This window comes from Pseudoclavibacter chungangensis, from assembly GCF_013410545.1.
GTDB classification, from domain to species: Bacteria; Actinomycetota; Actinomycetes; order Actinomycetales; family Microbacteriaceae; genus Pseudoclavibacter; species Pseudoclavibacter chungangensis.
In genome coordinates, this window is the sequence record NZ_JACCFV010000001.1 from 960,973 (window position 1) to 976,917 (window position 15,945).

Annotated in this window: 17 protein-coding genes; 13 read left to right on the forward strand and 4 right to left on the reverse strand. The window is 70.0% G+C overall.

All coding sequences use genetic code 11. The features are described from left to right. Positions 1-8 precede the first annotated feature (8 nt). From HNR16_RS04290 to HNR16_RS04315, 6 genes are all read left to right on the forward strand, one after another. Positions 9-1,814, forward strand: a complete 1,806-nt coding sequence (locus HNR16_RS04290) for an ABC transporter ATP-binding protein (RefSeq protein WP_158042035.1) — start codon at positions 9-11, stop codon at positions 1,812-1,814. A 99-nt stretch (positions 1,815-1,913) separates the two neighbouring features. Then, a complete protein-coding gene (typA, locus tag HNR16_RS04295) occupies positions 1,914-3,830 on the forward strand; it encodes a translational GTPase TypA (RefSeq protein WP_158042036.1) in 1,917 nt (638 codons plus the stop codon). After that, positions 3,830-4,372, forward strand: coding sequence for a hypothetical protein (locus HNR16_RS04300; RefSeq protein WP_158042037.1), 543 nt, complete (start codon positions 3,830-3,832; stop codon positions 4,370-4,372). Before typA ends, HNR16_RS04300 begins: the two co-directional genes overlap by 1 nt. Then, complete coding sequence (gene fdxA, locus HNR16_RS04305) at positions 4,369-4,695, forward strand: ferredoxin (protein ID WP_158042038.1); 327 nt, start codon at positions 4,369-4,371, stop codon at positions 4,693-4,695. Before HNR16_RS04300 ends, fdxA begins: the two co-directional genes overlap by 4 nt. Further along, entirely contained in the window at positions 4,692-5,795 is a 1,104-nt protein-coding gene (dapC, locus tag HNR16_RS04310; protein ID WP_158042039.1) for a succinyldiaminopimelate transaminase, read from the forward strand. Before fdxA ends, dapC begins: the two co-directional genes overlap by 4 nt. 167 nt (positions 5,796-5,962) lie before the next feature. Beyond that, entirely contained in the window at positions 5,963-7,285 is a 1,323-nt protein-coding gene (locus tag HNR16_RS04315) for a citrate synthase (protein ID WP_158042040.1), read from the forward strand. A 110-nt stretch (positions 7,286-7,395) separates the two neighbouring features. On the opposite strand, the gene HNR16_RS04320 is transcribed toward HNR16_RS04315, so the two are convergent. Beyond that, positions 7,396-8,016: an NAD(P)H-dependent oxidoreductase gene (locus HNR16_RS04320; protein ID WP_158042041.1), complete on the reverse strand. Its 621-nt coding sequence runs from the start codon at positions 8,014-8,016 to the stop codon at positions 7,396-7,398. 64 nt (positions 8,017-8,080) lie between these two features. Between HNR16_RS04320 and HNR16_RS04325 the strand changes: the two genes are divergently transcribed. Further along, positions 8,081-8,650 carry a TetR/AcrR family transcriptional regulator gene (locus tag HNR16_RS04325; protein ID WP_158042042.1) on the forward strand — a complete coding sequence of 190 codons (570 nt, stop codon included), beginning with the start codon at positions 8,081-8,083 and terminating at the stop codon, positions 8,648-8,650. Positions 8,651-8,725: 75 nt separating this feature from the next. Here the strand turns inward: HNR16_RS04325 and dapD are convergent, their stop codons facing one another. Continuing rightward, on the reverse strand, positions 8,726-9,712 hold the full coding sequence (gene dapD, locus HNR16_RS04330; RefSeq protein ID WP_158042043.1) for a 2,3,4,5-tetrahydropyridine-2,6-dicarboxylate N-succinyltransferase: 987 nt from the start codon (positions 9,710-9,712) through the stop codon (positions 8,726-8,728). A gap of 66 nt (positions 9,713-9,778) precedes the next feature. Between dapD and dapE the strand changes: the two genes are divergently transcribed. Together dapE and HNR16_RS04340 are read left to right on the forward strand one after the other, a co-directional pair. Further along, entirely contained in the window at positions 9,779-10,936 is a 1,158-nt protein-coding gene (dapE, locus tag HNR16_RS04335) for a succinyl-diaminopimelate desuccinylase (RefSeq protein ID WP_158042044.1), read from the forward strand. Then, positions 10,933-12,213 (forward strand): mannosyltransferase family protein, encoded by a 1,281-nt coding sequence (locus HNR16_RS04340; RefSeq protein ID WP_158042045.1) that lies wholly within the window; start codon positions 10,933-10,935, stop codon positions 12,211-12,213. The genes dapE and HNR16_RS04340 overlap by 4 nt, the downstream gene beginning before the upstream one ends. A 68-nt stretch (positions 12,214-12,281) precedes the next feature. On the opposite strand, the gene HNR16_RS04345 is transcribed toward HNR16_RS04340, so the two are convergent. Further along, positions 12,282-12,878 carry a superoxide dismutase gene (locus tag HNR16_RS04345; RefSeq protein WP_158042232.1) on the reverse strand — a complete coding sequence of 199 codons (597 nt, stop codon included), beginning with the start codon at positions 12,876-12,878 and terminating at the stop codon, positions 12,282-12,284. Positions 12,879-13,104: 226 nt separating this feature from the next. Here HNR16_RS04345 and HNR16_RS04350 point away from each other — a divergent pair, with 226 nt between their 5' ends. Beyond that, positions 13,105-13,275, forward strand: a complete 171-nt coding sequence (locus HNR16_RS04350) for a DUF3117 domain-containing protein (protein ID WP_158041344.1) — start codon at positions 13,105-13,107, stop codon at positions 13,273-13,275. Between the two features lie 101 nt (positions 13,276-13,376). Here HNR16_RS04350 and HNR16_RS04355 read toward each other — a convergent pair whose 3' ends face one another. Further along, positions 13,377-14,006, reverse strand: coding sequence for an O-methyltransferase (locus tag HNR16_RS04355; protein WP_158041343.1), 630 nt, complete (start codon positions 14,004-14,006; stop codon positions 13,377-13,379). A gap of 59 nt (positions 14,007-14,065) precedes the next feature. On the opposite strand from HNR16_RS04355, the gene HNR16_RS18975 reads away from it, so the two are divergent. From HNR16_RS18975 to HNR16_RS04370, 3 genes are read left to right on the forward strand one after another with little or no spacing between them, the layout of a single operon-like run. Continuing rightward, positions 14,066-14,563: a twin-arginine translocase TatA/TatE family subunit gene (locus HNR16_RS18975; RefSeq protein WP_158041342.1), complete on the forward strand. Its 498-nt coding sequence runs from the start codon at positions 14,066-14,068 to the stop codon at positions 14,561-14,563. Next, the gene (locus HNR16_RS04365) at positions 14,560-15,366 is read left to right on the forward strand and encodes a thymidylate synthase (RefSeq protein WP_158041341.1); all 807 of its coding nucleotides are present in this window, start codon (positions 14,560-14,562) and stop codon (positions 15,364-15,366) included. The genes HNR16_RS18975 and HNR16_RS04365 overlap by 4 nt, the downstream gene beginning before the upstream one ends. Beyond that, positions 15,366-15,941, forward strand: a complete 576-nt coding sequence (locus HNR16_RS04370; RefSeq protein ID WP_158041340.1) for a dihydrofolate reductase — start codon at positions 15,366-15,368, stop codon at positions 15,939-15,941. Before HNR16_RS04365 ends, HNR16_RS04370 begins: the two co-directional genes overlap by 1 nt. Positions 15,942-15,945 lie beyond the last annotated feature (4 nt).

The window sequence follows — 15,945 nt, forward strand, 5'->3', positions numbered from 1 at the left end:
GCCGCAGCATGAGCCGCACGACGTCTCGCAAGGGCGATGACACCCCCATCCTCGAGGTCTCCGACCTGAGCGTCGACTTCTGGGTCGGCGGCCAGTGGGTCACCGCCGTCGGCGGTCTCGACTACCGCGTCAACCCGGGCGAGGTGCTCGCGATCGTCGGTGAGTCGGGCTCGGGCAAGTCCGTGTCGTCGATGTCGATCCTCGGCCTGCTACCGAAGAACAGTCGAACGCGCGGTTCCGCGCTGCTCAACGGGACGGAGCTCATCGGCGCGCCGGCCTCGACGCTGCGGCGTGCCCGCGGCAACGACATCGCCGTCATCTTCCAGGAGCCCATGACGGCCCTGAACCCCGTGTTCACGGTCGGGGCCCAGATCGTCGAGGCACTTCGCGTGCACGACCACTCGCTCACGCCGCGCGTGGCGCGCGAGCGCGCGCTCGAACTCCTCGATCTCGTCGACCTGCCCGATCCGCTCAAGGCCTTCAACTCCTTCCCGCACCAGTTGTCGGGTGGACAGCGGCAGCGCGCCATGATCGCGCAATCGCTCTCGTGCGACCCGGACATGCTCATCGCGGACGAGCCGACGACCGCGCTCGATGTGACCGTGCAGGCCGAGATCCTGGACCTGCTCCGCAGCCTGCACCGGCGACTCAACTCGGCGATCGTCATCATCACGCACGACATGGGCGTGGTCGCGGACCTCGCGGACAACGTCATCGTCATGCGCAAGGGACGCGTCGTCGAGCGGGGCACCGTGCGGCAGATCTTCAACGATCCGCAGCACGAGTACACGCAGCTGTTGTTGAGCTCGGTCCCGAGGCTCGGCGCCGTCTCTGACGACATCGTCGCCGCCGCAGAGGAATCCGCGACGGCGACGCCCGACGAACAGGTCGCCGAGGAGCGCGAGGCGGCGGGCATCGCGTCGGTGGAAGCGGATCGCGAGGCGGCTGAGGCGGACGCCGCCGGTCGCGTCCCCGCCCTCCGCCTCGAGCACGTCGACCTCGAGTACCCCAAGCGCGGTCGCGTGCCGGCGTTCAAGGCCGTCTCCGATGCCTCGTTCTCGATCTATCCCGGCGAGATCGTCGGCATCGTGGGGGAGTCGGGCTCCGGGAAGACGACGATCGCGCGGGCGGCGGTGGGCCTGCTGCCGGTCGCGTCGGGGTCCATGACGCTCGCCGGGACGGAGCTGCGGGGCGCGAGCCGTCAGACGCTGCTCGGACTCCGTGGGGACATCGGCATCGTCTTCCAGGACCCCGGTTCGTCGCTGAATCCGCGATGGCCCGTCGGTCAGTCGATCGCCGAACCGCTCGTGCTCACGAAGCGCTTCTCGAAGGCCGAGATCTCGAGCCGCGTGGAGGAGCTCCTCGATCAGGTCGAATTGCCGCGCTCGTTCCGCAATCGCTACCCGAACGAGCTCTCCGGCGGACAGCGCCAACGCATCGGTATCGCGCGCGCGCTCGCGCTCGAACCGAAGCTGCTCGTCGCCGACGAGCCCACGAGCGCGCTCGACGTGTCCGTGCAGAAGCGCGTGCTGGAACTCCTCGTCGAGATCCAGCAGCGCCTCCAGTTCGCGGTCATGTTCGTGACGCACGACCTCGCGGTCGTCGACCTCCTGGCACACCGCACGGTCGTCATGGAGCACGGTCGCATCGTCGAGTACGGCGAGACGGATCAGATCCTCCGCGCACCCGCCGAGCCCTACACCCAGCGGCTCGTCATGGCCGTCCCGGTCCCCGACCCGGACGAACAGGAGCAGCGTCGCGCGACGCGGGCCGAGGTGCTGCGCGTCGCGTCCGCGGGCGACGGCAGCGACTGAGCGACGCGTGTCCGTCCCGTGTGCGACCCCGGTCGTGCACGGGACGGTCCTGTCCGGGCGTAAGATGAGTCGTATTTTTCCGCTGCCAGGAAGCCCCGTATGACCGAAACGTCGCTCGCCCACCGTTCAGATCTCCGAAACGTCGCCATCGTGGCGCACGTGGACCACGGCAAGACGACGCTCGTCGACGCCATGTTGCGTCAGACCAACTCGTTCGGCGATCACTCGCACTTCGACGGGGAGAGCCGGGTCATGGACTCGAACGACCTCGAGCGTGAGAAGGGCATCACGATCCTCGCGAAGAACACCGCGATCCGCTACGAGGGCGAGCACGCGAGCGAGGGGCCCGTGATCATCAACGTGATCGACACGCCCGGGCACGCGGACTTCGGTGGCGAGGTCGAGCGCGGCCTGTCCATGGTCGACGGCGTCGTGCTCCTCGTCGACGCGTCGGAGGGGCCGCTTCCCCAGACGCGCTTCGTGCTGCGCAAGGCGCTCGCCGCGAAGCTTCCCGTCATCCTCGCGGTCAACAAGACCGACCGTCCGGACGCGCGCATCGACGAGGTCGTGCAGGAATCGCAGGACCTGCTCCTCGGCCTCGCCTCAGACCTCGCCGACGAGGTCCCCGACCTCGACGTCGACGCCATCCTCGACCTCCCCGTGCTCTACGCCTCCGGGCGCGCCGGCGCCGCGAGCCGCAACCAGCCCGACAACGGCTCGCTGCCCGACAACGACACGCTCGAGCCGCTGTTCGAGGCGATCCTCGAGCACATCCCGGCGCCGGCGTACGACCCGGCAGCACCGCTGCAGGCACACGTGACGAACCTCGACGCGTCACCGTTCCTCGGCCGCCTCGCCCTCCTGCGCGTCTTCAACGGCACGCTCAAGAAGGGCCAGAACGTCGCCTGGGTGCGTTCGGACGGCGAGGTGCACAACGTGCGCATCACCGAACTGCTCGAGACGAAGGCCCTCGACCGCGTGCCGACCGAGTCGGCCGGGCCGGGCGACATCGTGGCCGTCGCCGGCATCCCCGACATTACGATCGGCGACACGATCGCCGACCCCGAGGACGTCCGCCCGCTGCCCGCGATCACGGTCGACGAGCCCGCGATCTCGATGACGATCGGCACGAACACCTCGCCGCTCATGGGCAAGGTCAAGGGGCACAAGCTCACGGCGCGCATGGTGAAGGACCGCCTCGACCGCGAGCTCATCGGTAACGTGTCCCTCCGGGTCGTCGACATCGGTCGCCCCGACGCGTGGGAGGTGCAGGGCCGTGGCGAGCTTGCGCTGTCCGTCCTCATCGAGAACATGCGCCGCGAGGGCTTCGAACTCACGGCGGGCAAGCCGCAGGTCGTCACGCGCGTCGTCGACGGGAAGACGCTGGAGCCCTTCGAGGAGCTCACGATCGACGCACCCGAGGAGCACCTCGGCGCGATCACGCAGCTCCTCGCCGCCCGCAAGGGACGCATGGAGGGCATGACGAACCACGGCACCGGTTGGGTGCGTATGGAGTTCATCGTCCCCTCGCGCGGACTCATCGGTTTCCGCAGCGAGTTCATGACCGTCACGCGCGGGACGGGCATCGCGAACGCGATCTCGCACGGCTACGAGCCGTGGGCGGGCCCCATCACGACGCGCATCTCCGGCTCGATCGTGGCCGACCGCGCGGGCGTCGTCACGCCGTTCGCGATGATGGCTCTGCAGGAGCGCATGACGTTCTTCGTCGACCCGACCGACGAGGTCTACGAGGGCATGGTCGTCGGCGAGAACACGCGCGCCGAGGACATGGACGTCAACATCACCAAGGAGAAGAAGCTCACCAACATGCGCTCGTCGACCGCCGACGAGCTCGAGCGACTGACCCCGCCGCGCCACCTCACCCTCGAGGAATCGCTCGAGTTCGCCCGCGAGGACGAGTGCGTCGAGGTGACGCCCGAGAAGGTCCGCATCCGCAAAGTCGAGCTGGACTCCACCGCACGCGGGCGGGCCGCGTCGCGCGCGAAGAAGGGGTGATGACGACGAAGCGGGAAGCGGGCGCGCCCGGTGTCGTCGAGCGGGTCACGACGGGCGTCCTGTACGTCCTGTTCGGGGCGCTGCTCGCGACGATCGGGACCTTCGCGCACCGCGCCCGCTTCGACGTCGCCGGACACGCCGTCTGGTTCGGCGTCGTCCTCGCGCTCCTGTGCACCGTCATGCTGACGGTCGGCGTCCGCATGTATCTCGCGGAACGCTGGTCGAGCTACGGGTTCGCGATCGGACTCGTCCTCGGCGTCGCCTGGTACAGCTTCCTCGGTGCCGGGCACAGCGTCCTCGTCGTCGCCGATGCCGTCGGCTACGCGTGGCTCATCGGCTCCATCCTCATCGCCGTCGTCGTGACGTTCTGGCCGCGCCTGCCGGCTCGCGGCGCGTCGGACGGTCCATCTGTGGCCGATGCGTCGGCCGTACACGGAGCGGCCGGTCAGGGCGGTCATCCGGCCTCCGCCGGAGGCGCGGCCGGGTACCCTGGGATCGTCCCCGAATCGCCGAACGGAGCCCCGAAGGAGTCAGCCTCGTGACCTACGTGATCGCGTTGCCGTGCGTCGACGTGAAGGATCGTGCCTGCGTCGACGAATGCCCGGTCGACTGCATCTACGAGGGTGAACGCATGCTGTACATCCACCCCGACGAATGCGTGGACTGCGGGGCGTGCGAACCCGTGTGCCCCGTCGAGGCGATCTACTACGAGGACGACCTCCCCGACCAGTGGGCCGACTACTACAAGGCCAACGTCGAGTTCTTCGACGAGGTGGGCTCGCCGGGCGGTGCGGCGAAGGTCGGCGTCATCGAGGCCGATCACCCGATCGTCGCCGCACTCCCGCCGCAGGGGGACGAGGCGTGAGCCTCGGACCGCTCCCGGAGTACCCCTGGGACGCCGTCGCGCCCTACCGCGAACGCGCCGCATCCCACCCCGGCGGACTGGTCGACCTGTCGATCGGCTCGCCGGTCGACCCCGTGCCCGAGATCGCCCGCCGCGCGCTCGCCGAGGCCGCGGACGCACACGCCTACCCGACGACCCAGGGGAGTCCGGCGTCGCGGCGCGCGGTCGCCGAGTGGTTCGCGCGACGCCGGGGCGTGCCGGGGCTCGACGTCGACGACGCCCTGCTCACCGTCGGCTCCAAGGAATTCGTCGCGACGACCGCGTTCTTCCTCGGCCTGGGGGCCGGGGACACGATCGTGCAACCGCCCGCCGCCTACCCGACCTACGCGATGGGGGCGGCGTTCGCCGGTGCGGCGATCGCCTCGGTCGACGATCCCGACGAGTGGCCCGAGACGACGCGCCTCGTGTGGTTGAACTCGCCCGGGAACCCCGACGGACGCGTGCTCGACCGGGCCGCCCTGCGTCGGGCGGTCGAGCGCGCCCGCGAACTCGGCGCGATCGTCGTGTCGGACGAGTGCTACGCCGAACTCGGCTGGGGGCGCTGGGCCGACGAGCCCGTCCCCTCGCTCCTCGATCCCGACGTCACCGGCGGTGACCTGACGGGCCTCATCGCGTGCTCGTCGCTCTCGAAGCGCTCCAATCTCGCCGGCTACCGGGCCGCCTACGCCGCGGGGGACCGAGCGCTCGTGCGGCGGCTCGTCACGGCACGCAAGCACGCGGGCCTCATCGTGCCGGCGCTCGTGCAGCACGTCGTCGCCGTCGTGCTCGCCGACGACGAGCACGCGGACGCGCAACGCGATCGCTACGCCGCGCGTCGCGCGCGCCTGTTGCCCGCGGCAGAACGTTTCGGCCTGCGCATCGAGGGCTCGGATGCCGGCCTCTACCTGTGGGGAACGCGCGACGAGGACGCCTGGGCGACCCTCGGCGCGCTGGCCGACCGCGGCGTGCTCGCGGGCCCGGGCCCGTTCTACGGCGAGGCCGGCGCGCGGTTCGTGCGCCTCTCGATCACCGCGAGTGACGAACGCATCGCCGAGGCCGCGCGACGACTCGCTGAGGACTGAGCGAGCCCGTCCGGCGCGGTCCGGAGCAGGATTTGCATCGGCTCGACAACGAAACGACGGTTCCGTTGTGCAGTCGACGAGGGCGCCCGGAGGGCCAGTAGGCTATAACGGCTGCCCGCGGCGACTCCGCCGTCGCAGCGACCGACCACGAGTTTCAAGGAGGATCTGTGAGCGACCAGCAACACCAGGAGCCGACGCAGCCCGAGACGGCGACGCTCGAGTACCCCGGCGGCACCGCGAGCTTCCCGATCCTGCGCGGGACCGCGGAACCGCACGCGATCGACGGGTCGACGTTCATGAAGCAGACCGGCTTCTCGTTGCTCGACAACGGATTCGTCAACACGGCCTCCACGAAGTCGTCGATCACCTACATCGACGGCAATGAGGGGATCCTCCGCTATCGCGGCTATCCGATCGCCGAACTCGCGGAGCGTTCGACGTTCCTCGAGGTCGCGTACCTGCTCATCTACGGCGAGCTGCCGACGACCGAGCAGTACGAGGACTTCACGAACCGTATCCGGCGCCACACGCTCCTGCACGAGGACCTCAAGCGCTTCTTCGACGCGCTGCCGTCGCACGCGCACCCGATGTCGGTGCTCTCGAGCGCCGTGAACGCGCTCTCGACCTACTACGAGAGCTCCCTCGACGTGCACAACCCCGACATGGTCGAGGAGAACACGATCCGCCTGCTCGCGAAGATCCCCGTGATCGCCGCGTACGCGCACAAGAAGAGCATCGGCCAGGCGTTCCTGTACCCCGACAACTCGCTCGGCTTCGTCGACAACTTCCTCAAGCTGAACTTCGGTAACCTCGCCGAGCCGTACGTCGTCGACCCGGTGCTCTCGAAGGCGCTCGAGCGCCTGCTCATCCTGCACGCCGACCACGAGCAGAACGCGTCGACCTCGACCGTGCGTCTCGTCGGGTCGACCGAGGCGAACATCTACGCGTCGATCTCCGCGGGTATCTCGGCGCTCTACGGGCCGCTGCACGGTGGCGCGAACGAGGCCGTCCTGAAGATGCTCGGTGAGATCCGGGACTCCGGTGAAGGGGTCGACCGCTTCGTCGAGCGCGTCAAGAACAAGGAGGACGGTGTCCGGCTCATGGGCTTCGGACACCGCGTCTACAAGAGCTACGACCCGCGTGCGAAGCTCGTCAAGGAGTCGGCTGACGAGGTCCTCGCGGCGCTCGGCGTCTCGGATCCGCTGCTCGACATCGCGATGGAGCTCGAGCAGCACGCGCTCAGCGACGACTACTTCAAGGAGCGTCGCCTCTACCCGAACGTCGACTTCTACACGGGCATCATCTACAAGGCGATGGGCTTCCCGACGCGCATGTTCACGGTGCTGTTCGCGATCGGCCGCCTGCCCGGCTGGCTCGCGCACTGGCGCGAGGCGAACGACGACCCGAAGACGCGCATCGGTCGGCCGCAGCAGCTCTACACGGGCCCCGCGGAGCGGCACCTGCCCGAGGGGCACGTGACGCACGACTGACGGTGCCGGTCGCGGTCGCGACCGCTCGGCCCCGACGAGGGTGGTCCCCGCGTGATCGCGGGGGCCACCCTCGTTCGTCGTCCCGTCGCGCTCGGCCGGGGCGGGCCAGTTCAGGCGACGTGCGCGACGGGGCGCCAGGAGGGGACGGGTGTCGCCGTCCCGGCATCTACCCGGGCATCGCGCGCGCCGAGCGATCGTGCGCGCTCGAGCCACCGGCGCCGGCGCTCGTCGTCGGTGCCCTTGACGCCGAGGAAGCGGTTGACCGCAACGGGGCGGATGCCGCAGAACCCCAGGATGTTGCGCTTCAGGACGGCCGCGGCGGGCGTTCCGGGAACGATCGCGCCGTACCAGGGCGTGTCGGCGAGCAGCAGGACGCGCCCGCGACGGCCCCGGAGGAGCCCCTCGGGGAGTCCGCTCTGCCGGTAGCGGTACTCGTGTCCCGGGAGCAGGACCCGATCGAAGAACCCCTTCAGGAGTGCCGGGGTCGATGCCCACCACATGGGGGTGGCGACGACGATCCGCGTGGCGGCGTGGAGCGCGACCTTCGCGTCGATGAGGTCCGGTTCGAGCGGCGTCCGGGCGCGATAGCCGTATCGCAGGATCGGGTCGAACTCGAGATCGCGCAGTGCGAGGACGCGAGCGTCCCCGTGGCCCTCGGCGTATGCGCGGGCCATCGAGGCGGTGAGTGAGGCGGGATTCGGGTGGCCGTCGATGACGAGAGCGGCGCTCATGATGATCCTATCTTGACACTGTCCAGTAGATTGACACTGTCAAGTTAGGAGACGATACGGGGACATGTCAACCGCCCGGGGTGCCTACCATCACGGTGATCTCGCCGTGGCGCTCGAGCGTGCTGCGATGGAGTTGCTCGCGCAGCGGCCCGCCGCGGAGATCAGCCTCCGCGAGGTCGCACGGGCGGCCGACGCCAGCCACAACGCGCCCTACCACCACTTCGCCGACCGGCGCGGCCTGCTGAAGGTGTTGGCCGAGCGGAGCATGGCGGCACTGCTGGACGATGTGCGCGCGGCCGCCGCCGAGGCGTCGTCACCCGTCGACGTGGTGCGGCGGGGCGGGACGGCCTACATCGTCTTCGCGGTCGAACGCTCGAACGCGTTCGCCGTGATCTACGACCCCACGGTGTGCGTGCCCGGCGCACCGACCGAGACGATGGGGCCGCTCATCGCGTCACTCGAGACGCTGCTCGGCGAGGCGTCGGGCCGGATCGGCGTCGATCCGACCGCGGTGTGGGGCCTCGTGCACGGGCTCGGAACACTCGCGGCGGCGGGCCACTTCGGTCTCGAGGACGCCGTCACCGCGTTCGAGTCCGCGCTCGCGCGCCTGACGTCGCCCGGCTCCGCGACGTAGCCACATCCAGCCGGGTTGTTGCTACCGGGCCGCGGGCCCGGTAGCAACAACCCGGCTGGATCGAGGCGCGTGACGTCAGTCGTGCAGCGCGGCGTTCAGCTCGACGCCCGCACCCGCGCGGCGCAGCGCCTCGACCGCACCCGACACCGAGTTGCGCCGGAACAGCAGATTCGGCACGCCCGAGAGCTCGACGGCCTTCACCGCGCGGGGCTCACCGAGCTCGCCGTCCGCGTTCCCGGCACCCGACAGGAGCACCTTCGTGCCCGCCGTGACGTAGAGGCCGGCCTCCACGAGCGAGTCGTCACCGAGCGAGATCCCGATGCCCGAGTTCGCGCCGAGCAGCGCACGCTCACCGATCGAGATGCGCTGCGTGCCGCCACCCGAGAGCGTCCCCATGATCGACGCGCCACCGCCGATGTCGGAACCGTCGCCCACGACGACACCCTGCGAGACCCGACCCTCCACCATCGAGGCACCGAGCGTGCCCGCGTTGAAGTTCACGAAACCCTCGTGCATGACGACGGTGCCCGGCGCGAGGTGCGCACCGAGACGGACCCGCCCCGCGTCCGCGATCCGGACGCGCTGGGGCGTCACGTAGTCGAGCAGACGAGGGAACTTGTCGATCGCGTAGACCTGGATGCCGTCGCGACGCAGGTGCGGACGCAGGCGCGCCACCGCGTCGGCGTCCATGGGGCCGACGTTGGTCCACGCATTGTTCGGAAGGTGGGCGAACACGCCGTCGAGCGAGATCGTGTTCGGCCGGACGAGCAGATGGCTCAACAGGTGCAGTCGGAGGTACGCGTCCTCGACCGAGGCGACGGGCTCCTGCAGCGCCGACTCGACGACGACGGGGACGATACGCACCTCGCGCCGGGTGTCCTCGTGCTGGAGATCCGAGAGCTCGGCGGGAGCGATGTGCGGGTCGCGGCCGTCGGGCAGACGGCCGAGGGCGGGGGCGGGGAACCAGGCGTCGAGCACGGAACCGTCGACCGTGATCGTGGCGAGACCGTCGCCCCAGGCGTGGGTCGGGGCGGACTCGGGCTCGGGCTGCTGCGTCGTCATGCCCCCAGGGTACTGACCGGAGCGTTCCGAGAGGACCCGGGAGCGCCCCCGCGTACACTCGTCACCATGTCCGCCGACGTCACCCCGCCCGCCGACCGACAGCAGCACCCCGCCGGACTCGATCCCTCGGTCTCGGCCGTCGAGCTCACCCGAGCGCTGTGCGACATCCCCTCCGTCTCCGGCAGCGAGTCGGTGCTCGCCGATGCCGTCGAGGCCGCGCTCGACGAGGCCCCGCACCTTCGCGTCACCCGCTTCGGGAACACGGTCGTCGCGCGCACCGAGCTGGGCCGCGCCCAGCGGGTCGCGATCGCCGGGCACCTCGACACGGTGCCGATCAACGACAACCTCCCGACGCGTCTCGTCGAGGTCTCGCCGGACGAGGCGGCGGCGGACGTCGAGGGAACCGAGCCCGGCGCCTACCTTTGGGGGAGGGGCACGGTCGACATGAAGGCCGGCGTCGCGGTCCAGTTGAAGCTCGCGATCGAACTGACCGAACCGGTCGTCGACGTGACCTGGCTCTGGTACGACAACGAGGAGGTCTCGGCCGAGCTGAACGGCCTCGGGCACCTCGCGGACGCACGGCCCGAACTCCTGCGGGCCGACTTCGCGATCCTCGGTGAACCGACCCGCGGTCTCGTCGAGGGGGGCTGCAACGGCTCCATGCGGATCGACGTCCGGACGCACGGGCGTCGAGCGCACTCCGCCAGGGCGTGGACGGGGAGCAACGCGATCCACGCGGCCGCACCGATCCTGGCGCGGCTCGCGGCCTACGAACCGGCCACCGTGCACGTCGACGGGCTCGACTACCGCGAGGGCCTCAATGCCGTGCGCATCTCGGGCGGCGTCGCGGGCAACGTGATCCCCGACGAGTGCGTCGTGCACGTCAACTACCGGTTCGCGCCGAGCACGTCCGTCGAGGACGCGGAGGCGTGGTTGCGGACGTTCTTCGACGGCTTCGAGGTCGAGGTCGTCGATCGCTCCCCGGGTGCCCGGCCGGGCCTCGACGCGCCGGTCGCCGCCGCGTTCGTCGCGGCGGTCGACGCGGAGCCCCGACCCAAGTACGGGTGGACCGACGTCGCGCGCTTCTCCGCACTCGGTGTCCCGGCCGTCAACTACGGCCCGGGTGACCCGCAGAAGGCGCACGCGGACGACGAGCGCGTCCCGCTCGCCCAGATCGACCGCGTCGAGCAGGGCCTTCGCCGGTATCTCACGGGCCTGTCGTGAGCGGGCGCGACGAGGCGACGGCGCCCTCCCCGTCGGTGGGGATCGGGGTGGACCGCACCCCGTTCACCGTCTCGCACGACACACGGCAGACCTACGCGGGCTACTACTGGTCGAAACTGCCGCTCTGGTTGCAGATCGTCGTCGTCTACGTCGCCTCGCGGCTCCTCGCGACCACGATCATGCTCGCGTTCGCCGCGAACCAGGACGACACCTGGCAGACGAGTGCGCGCCCCGGCCTCGTGGAGTTCTCGAACCTCTGGGACGCGCAGTGGTACGAGCGCATCGCGACCGGCGGCTATCCGTCCGAGCTCCCGAGGAACGACGAGGGGCGGGTGACCGAGAACGCGTGGGCGTTCATGCCCGTGTATCCGATGCTCGTGCGGATCGGGATGCTCCTGACGGGTCTCCCGTTCGGTGTGGTCGCGATGACGCTCTCGCTCGTGTTCGGGCTCGTCTCGGCGTTCCTCTTCCACCGCCTCATGACGACGGTGCTCGATCGCTCGACGGCGATGTTCGCGACGGTGCTCTATTGCATCGCACCGCTCAGCCCGATGCTGCAGGTCGGCTACGCCGAGAGCCTGCAGATGTGCTTCGTCTCGGCGCTGCTCATCTGCCTCGTCGAACGACGATGGGCGCTCATGGCGCCGCTCGTCGTCCTGGCGTCCTTCACGAGGCCGTCGGGACTCGCGTGGGCCCTCACGCTCGGTCTGTACTTCCTCTACCGCTGGTGGCGGCTGCGGCGCGACGGACTCGAGTTCCCCCGTCGGGACGTCGTCGCGCTCCTCGGGCTCGGGGCGCTCTCGGTGCTCGCCGGGTTCGGGTGGCTCCTGGTCGCCTGGCTCGTGACGGGTGACTTCCACGCGTACCTCGACACCGAGCTCGCGTGGCGCGCCCACTACACGGGCCCGGGCGAACTCGTGCCGTTCACCGCGTGGTACCACGCGGGCGAGTTCTGGATCGGCGGCGTCGCCGGCATCGTCACCGTGACCGTCGTCCTGCTCGCGATGGCCGTCCTGCTCGCGCTGCCCATCATGCGCCGGCTCGGCATCGAGATCCGGCTCTGGCTCGTGAGCTACGTGCTCTACCTCGTCGCGGTGTTCTTCCCGCAGTCGTCCGTGTTCCGGCTCTTCATGCCGATCTTCCCCGTCCTCGGGGTGCTCGCGCTCCCGCGCTCGCCCCTCGTGCGGGTCCTGCTCGTCGCCGGCTCGATCGTGGGGCAGCTCGTGTGGATCACGTGGTGCTGGTACGTCATCGGGCACGACTGGACGCCGCCGTGATACGCACCGCCGCGTGAACGCCGTGGGCCCGCACCGGTTGGTGCGGGCCCGTGGTGTGTGTGGGTGTGTTAGTTGGTTGCGGTGGTGTAGCGCTCGGCGACGTCGTTCCAGTTGACGATGTTCCAGAAGGCCTTGACGTAGTCGGCGCGGACGTTCTGGTAGTCGAGGTAGTAGGCGTGTTCCCAGACGTCGAGCAGGAGCAGGGGGGTGACGCCGAAGGGGATGTTGCCCTGCTGGTCGAACAGTTGGAAGGTGGTGAGGTTGCCGGCGGTGTCGTCGTAGCCGAGGACGGCCCAGCCGGAGCCCTGGACGCCGAGGGCGACGGAGGTGAAGAGGTTCTGGAAGTTCTCGATGCTGCCGAAGCGGTTCTCGAGGGCGTCCTTGAGGGCGCCGTGGGGTTCGCCGCCCTCGGGGGAGAGGTTCTTCCAGAAGATGGAGTGGTTGTTGTGGCCGCCGAGGTTGAAGGCGAGGTCTTTTTCGAGCTTGTTGATGTTGGCGAGGTCGCCGGTGGAGGCGGCTTCGGCGATCTGCTCGATGGCGGTGTTGGCGCCCTTGACGTAGGCGGCGTGGTGCTTGTCGTGGTGGAGCTCCATGATGCGGCCCGAGATGTGGGGCTCCAGTGCGGCGTAGTCGTAGGGAAGATCGGGAAGCGTGAATTCAGCCACGGTTGGTCCTTTCGGTGAGACGTCCCGGCGAGGGTCTGCCCGCCGAGGTTGGCCCGTCGGAGCCTGCGTTCGCGAGCGTACACCCCGGTTCCTGACGGATCCGGAGGGCATGTCATCGGATGACGTGGCCGTGCGTGAGCCGGATTCGACACCACCTGAACACCTCGGGCGGCATTCGCGTGCGCCGCACCGCTAAAATGGTCGGACAACACAGATGGAGGCAGTAATGGCCGCGATGAAGCCGCGTACCGGTGACGGACCCATGGAAGCAGTCCGCGAGGGCCGGTTGATCATTGTCCGCGTCCCGCTCGAGGGCGGTGGACGCTTGGTCTTCTCGGCGAACGACGACGAGGCGAGGGAGCTTCGCGACGCCCTCTCGTCCTCGGTGGGCGAGTAGCGCGACCGGTCGAGAACGGGGCGCCGGCCCGGGTCCGGGCGGCGCCCCGTTCGTGCGCCCCGACGCGCGCTCCGCGCGGACGAGCCCCATCGATCGTGCGGTCAGGCGCGTTTGGTGATCTGGAGCAGGCCGCCGTCGCCGGGCAGGACGGAGAGCGCCAGGTCCGGCTGCAGCTCGAACTCGCGCAGGAGCGCGCGGATGCCGCTCGTGATGGGATCACGACGCGCGGGGTCGGAGACCCGGCCGCCGTTGAGCGCATTGAGCACGACGATGGTCCCGCCCGGACGAACGAGCCGGAGGGCGTGCTGCAGGTGCGCCGCGACGTGGGCGAGGTCGTCGCCCAGCACGACGAGGTCGTACCCGGCCTCGGTCATGCGCGGCAGCAGGTCGGCCGGTCGGCCGGGGATCATGCGGAGCGTCGCGGGCCGGGCGCCCTGCGACAGCAGGGAGCGTTTCGCGAGCGCGAGATGCTCCGGCTCGTCGTCGATGGCCGTGAGCGTCGCGGTCGGCGCGCCGCGGCGGAGCCACAGCGACGTGACGCCGACGCCCGTGCCGACCTCGATGATGGTGCGTGCCCCCGAGGCGGCGGCGAGGAACGCGAGATGGGCGCCGGTCGCGGCCGAGACGGGGCGAAGTCCGAGCTCGAGTGCGTGCTGGCGGGCGTCGCGCTGGATGTCCGATTCGTCGATCCGTTCCTCGATGAAGCGCGCATTGCGATCGAGTTCGGACATTCCATCAGCGTAGCGTCGGGTGGCACTCGTTCTCGGGCGACGGCGTCTATCCTGGTGTGGTGTTCGGCCTGACCTTCGAGAAGCTCCTCGTCATCGGGGTCATCGTCGCGTTCGTCGTCGGGCCCGAGCGCCTTCCGCTCGCCGCGGAGAAGCTCCGCGACGCCGTCCGCTGGGTGCGTGACTTCGCGGGCGGGGCGAAGGAACGGCTCCGTGAGGAGATGGGCGAGGAGTTCGACGACGTCGATTGGCGCAAGCTCGATCCGCGCCAGTACGATCCGCGGCGCATCATCCGCGACGCGCTGCTCGAGGACGATCCCGTTCCGTCGCGTCCCAAGCGGGCCGAGCCCGGCAAGCCGACCGTCACGACGGCGGATGCGGGTACTGCGACCGCGGGTGCTCCCGCTGCGGGGGCCGCGGGAGCTGCGGCCGCGGGAGCCGCGATACCGACGGCCGGGGCGGCGGCGACATCGCGCCCCGATTGGGCGGTCTCCACCGCCACGACCACGACCACTTCACCCGCCCCACGGGCGGCCCCGTTCGATTCGGAGGCCACGTGACCGAGACGATCCCCACCCCTTACGAGGACCTGCTACGGCGCGTACTCGCCGAGGGCGTCCACAAGTCCGACCGCACGGGGACCGGCACGACGAGCGTGTTCGCGGCGCAGTTGCGATTCGACCTCGCGGCGGGGTTCCCGCTCGTCACGACGAAGCGCGTTCACGTGCGCTCGATCGTGCAGGAGCTGCTGTGGTTCCTCCGCGGCGAGTCGAACGTCCGGTGGTTGCAGGAGCGCGGCGTGAGCATCTGGGACGAGTGGGCCGACGAGAACGGCGAACTGGGCCCCGTGTACGGGGTGCAGTGGCGCTCGTGGCCACGTGCCGACGGCTCGACGGTCGACCAGATCCAGCAGGTCGTCGACGAGATCCGAGTGAATCCCGACTCCCGCCGCCTCATCGTCTCGGCGTGGAACGTCGCGGCGCTGCCGGACATGGCGCTCCCGCCGTGCCACCTGCTCTTCCAGTTCTACGTCGCCGACGGCCGCCTCTCGTGCCAGCTCTACCAGCGCAGCGCCGACCTGTTCCTCGGTGTGCCGTTCAACATCGCGAGCTACGCACTCCTGACCCACATGGTCGCCGCGCAGACCGGGCTCGAGGTCGGCGAGTTCGTCTGGACCGGCGGGGACTGTCACATCTACGACAATCACGTCGAGCAGGTGCGGACGCAGCTCGAGCGCGCGCCCTTCGCCCCGCCGACGCTCCGGCTCGCGCCGCGCGATTCGATCTTCGACTACACCTACGACGACGTCGAGATTCTCGACTACGCCCACCACCCCGCCATCTCGGCACCGGTCGCCGTCTGATGGCGGCGAACGACGTCCCCGTCGGACTCATCTGGGCCGAGGCGACCGATCCCGACGGCCGGAAGGTGATCGGCGCCGACGGCGGCCTCCCGTGGCACGTGCCCGAGGATCTCGCCCACTTCAAGCGGACGACCTCGGGACACCCCGTCCTCATGGGCCGGCGGACGTGGGACTCGCTGCCGCTCCGTTTCCGTCCGCTCTCGGGGCGCACCTCGATCGTCGTCACGAGGGACCCCGCGTTCGAGGCGATCGGCGAGGGCTCCGGTGAGGTGCTCGTGCGGACGTCGGTCGATTCGGCGCTCGCGACCGCGCGTGCACATGCACTCGAGGACGCAGCGACGCCGGGCTCGGCCGATCCGATCGTCTGGGTCGCGGGCGGCGGGCAGCTCTACGCCGCGACGCTCGAGGAGGCGACCGTCGCGAGCGTGACGGAACTCGCCCTCGGTGTCGCCGGCGATACGCCCGCGCCGGTCCTCGGCGACGAGTGGCGGGAGGTGTCGCTCACGCCGTGGCGCGAATCGAGTGCGGGCATCCACTTCCGCATCAGGGAGCTGCGTCGCGAGCTGCCCGCCTGAGCCG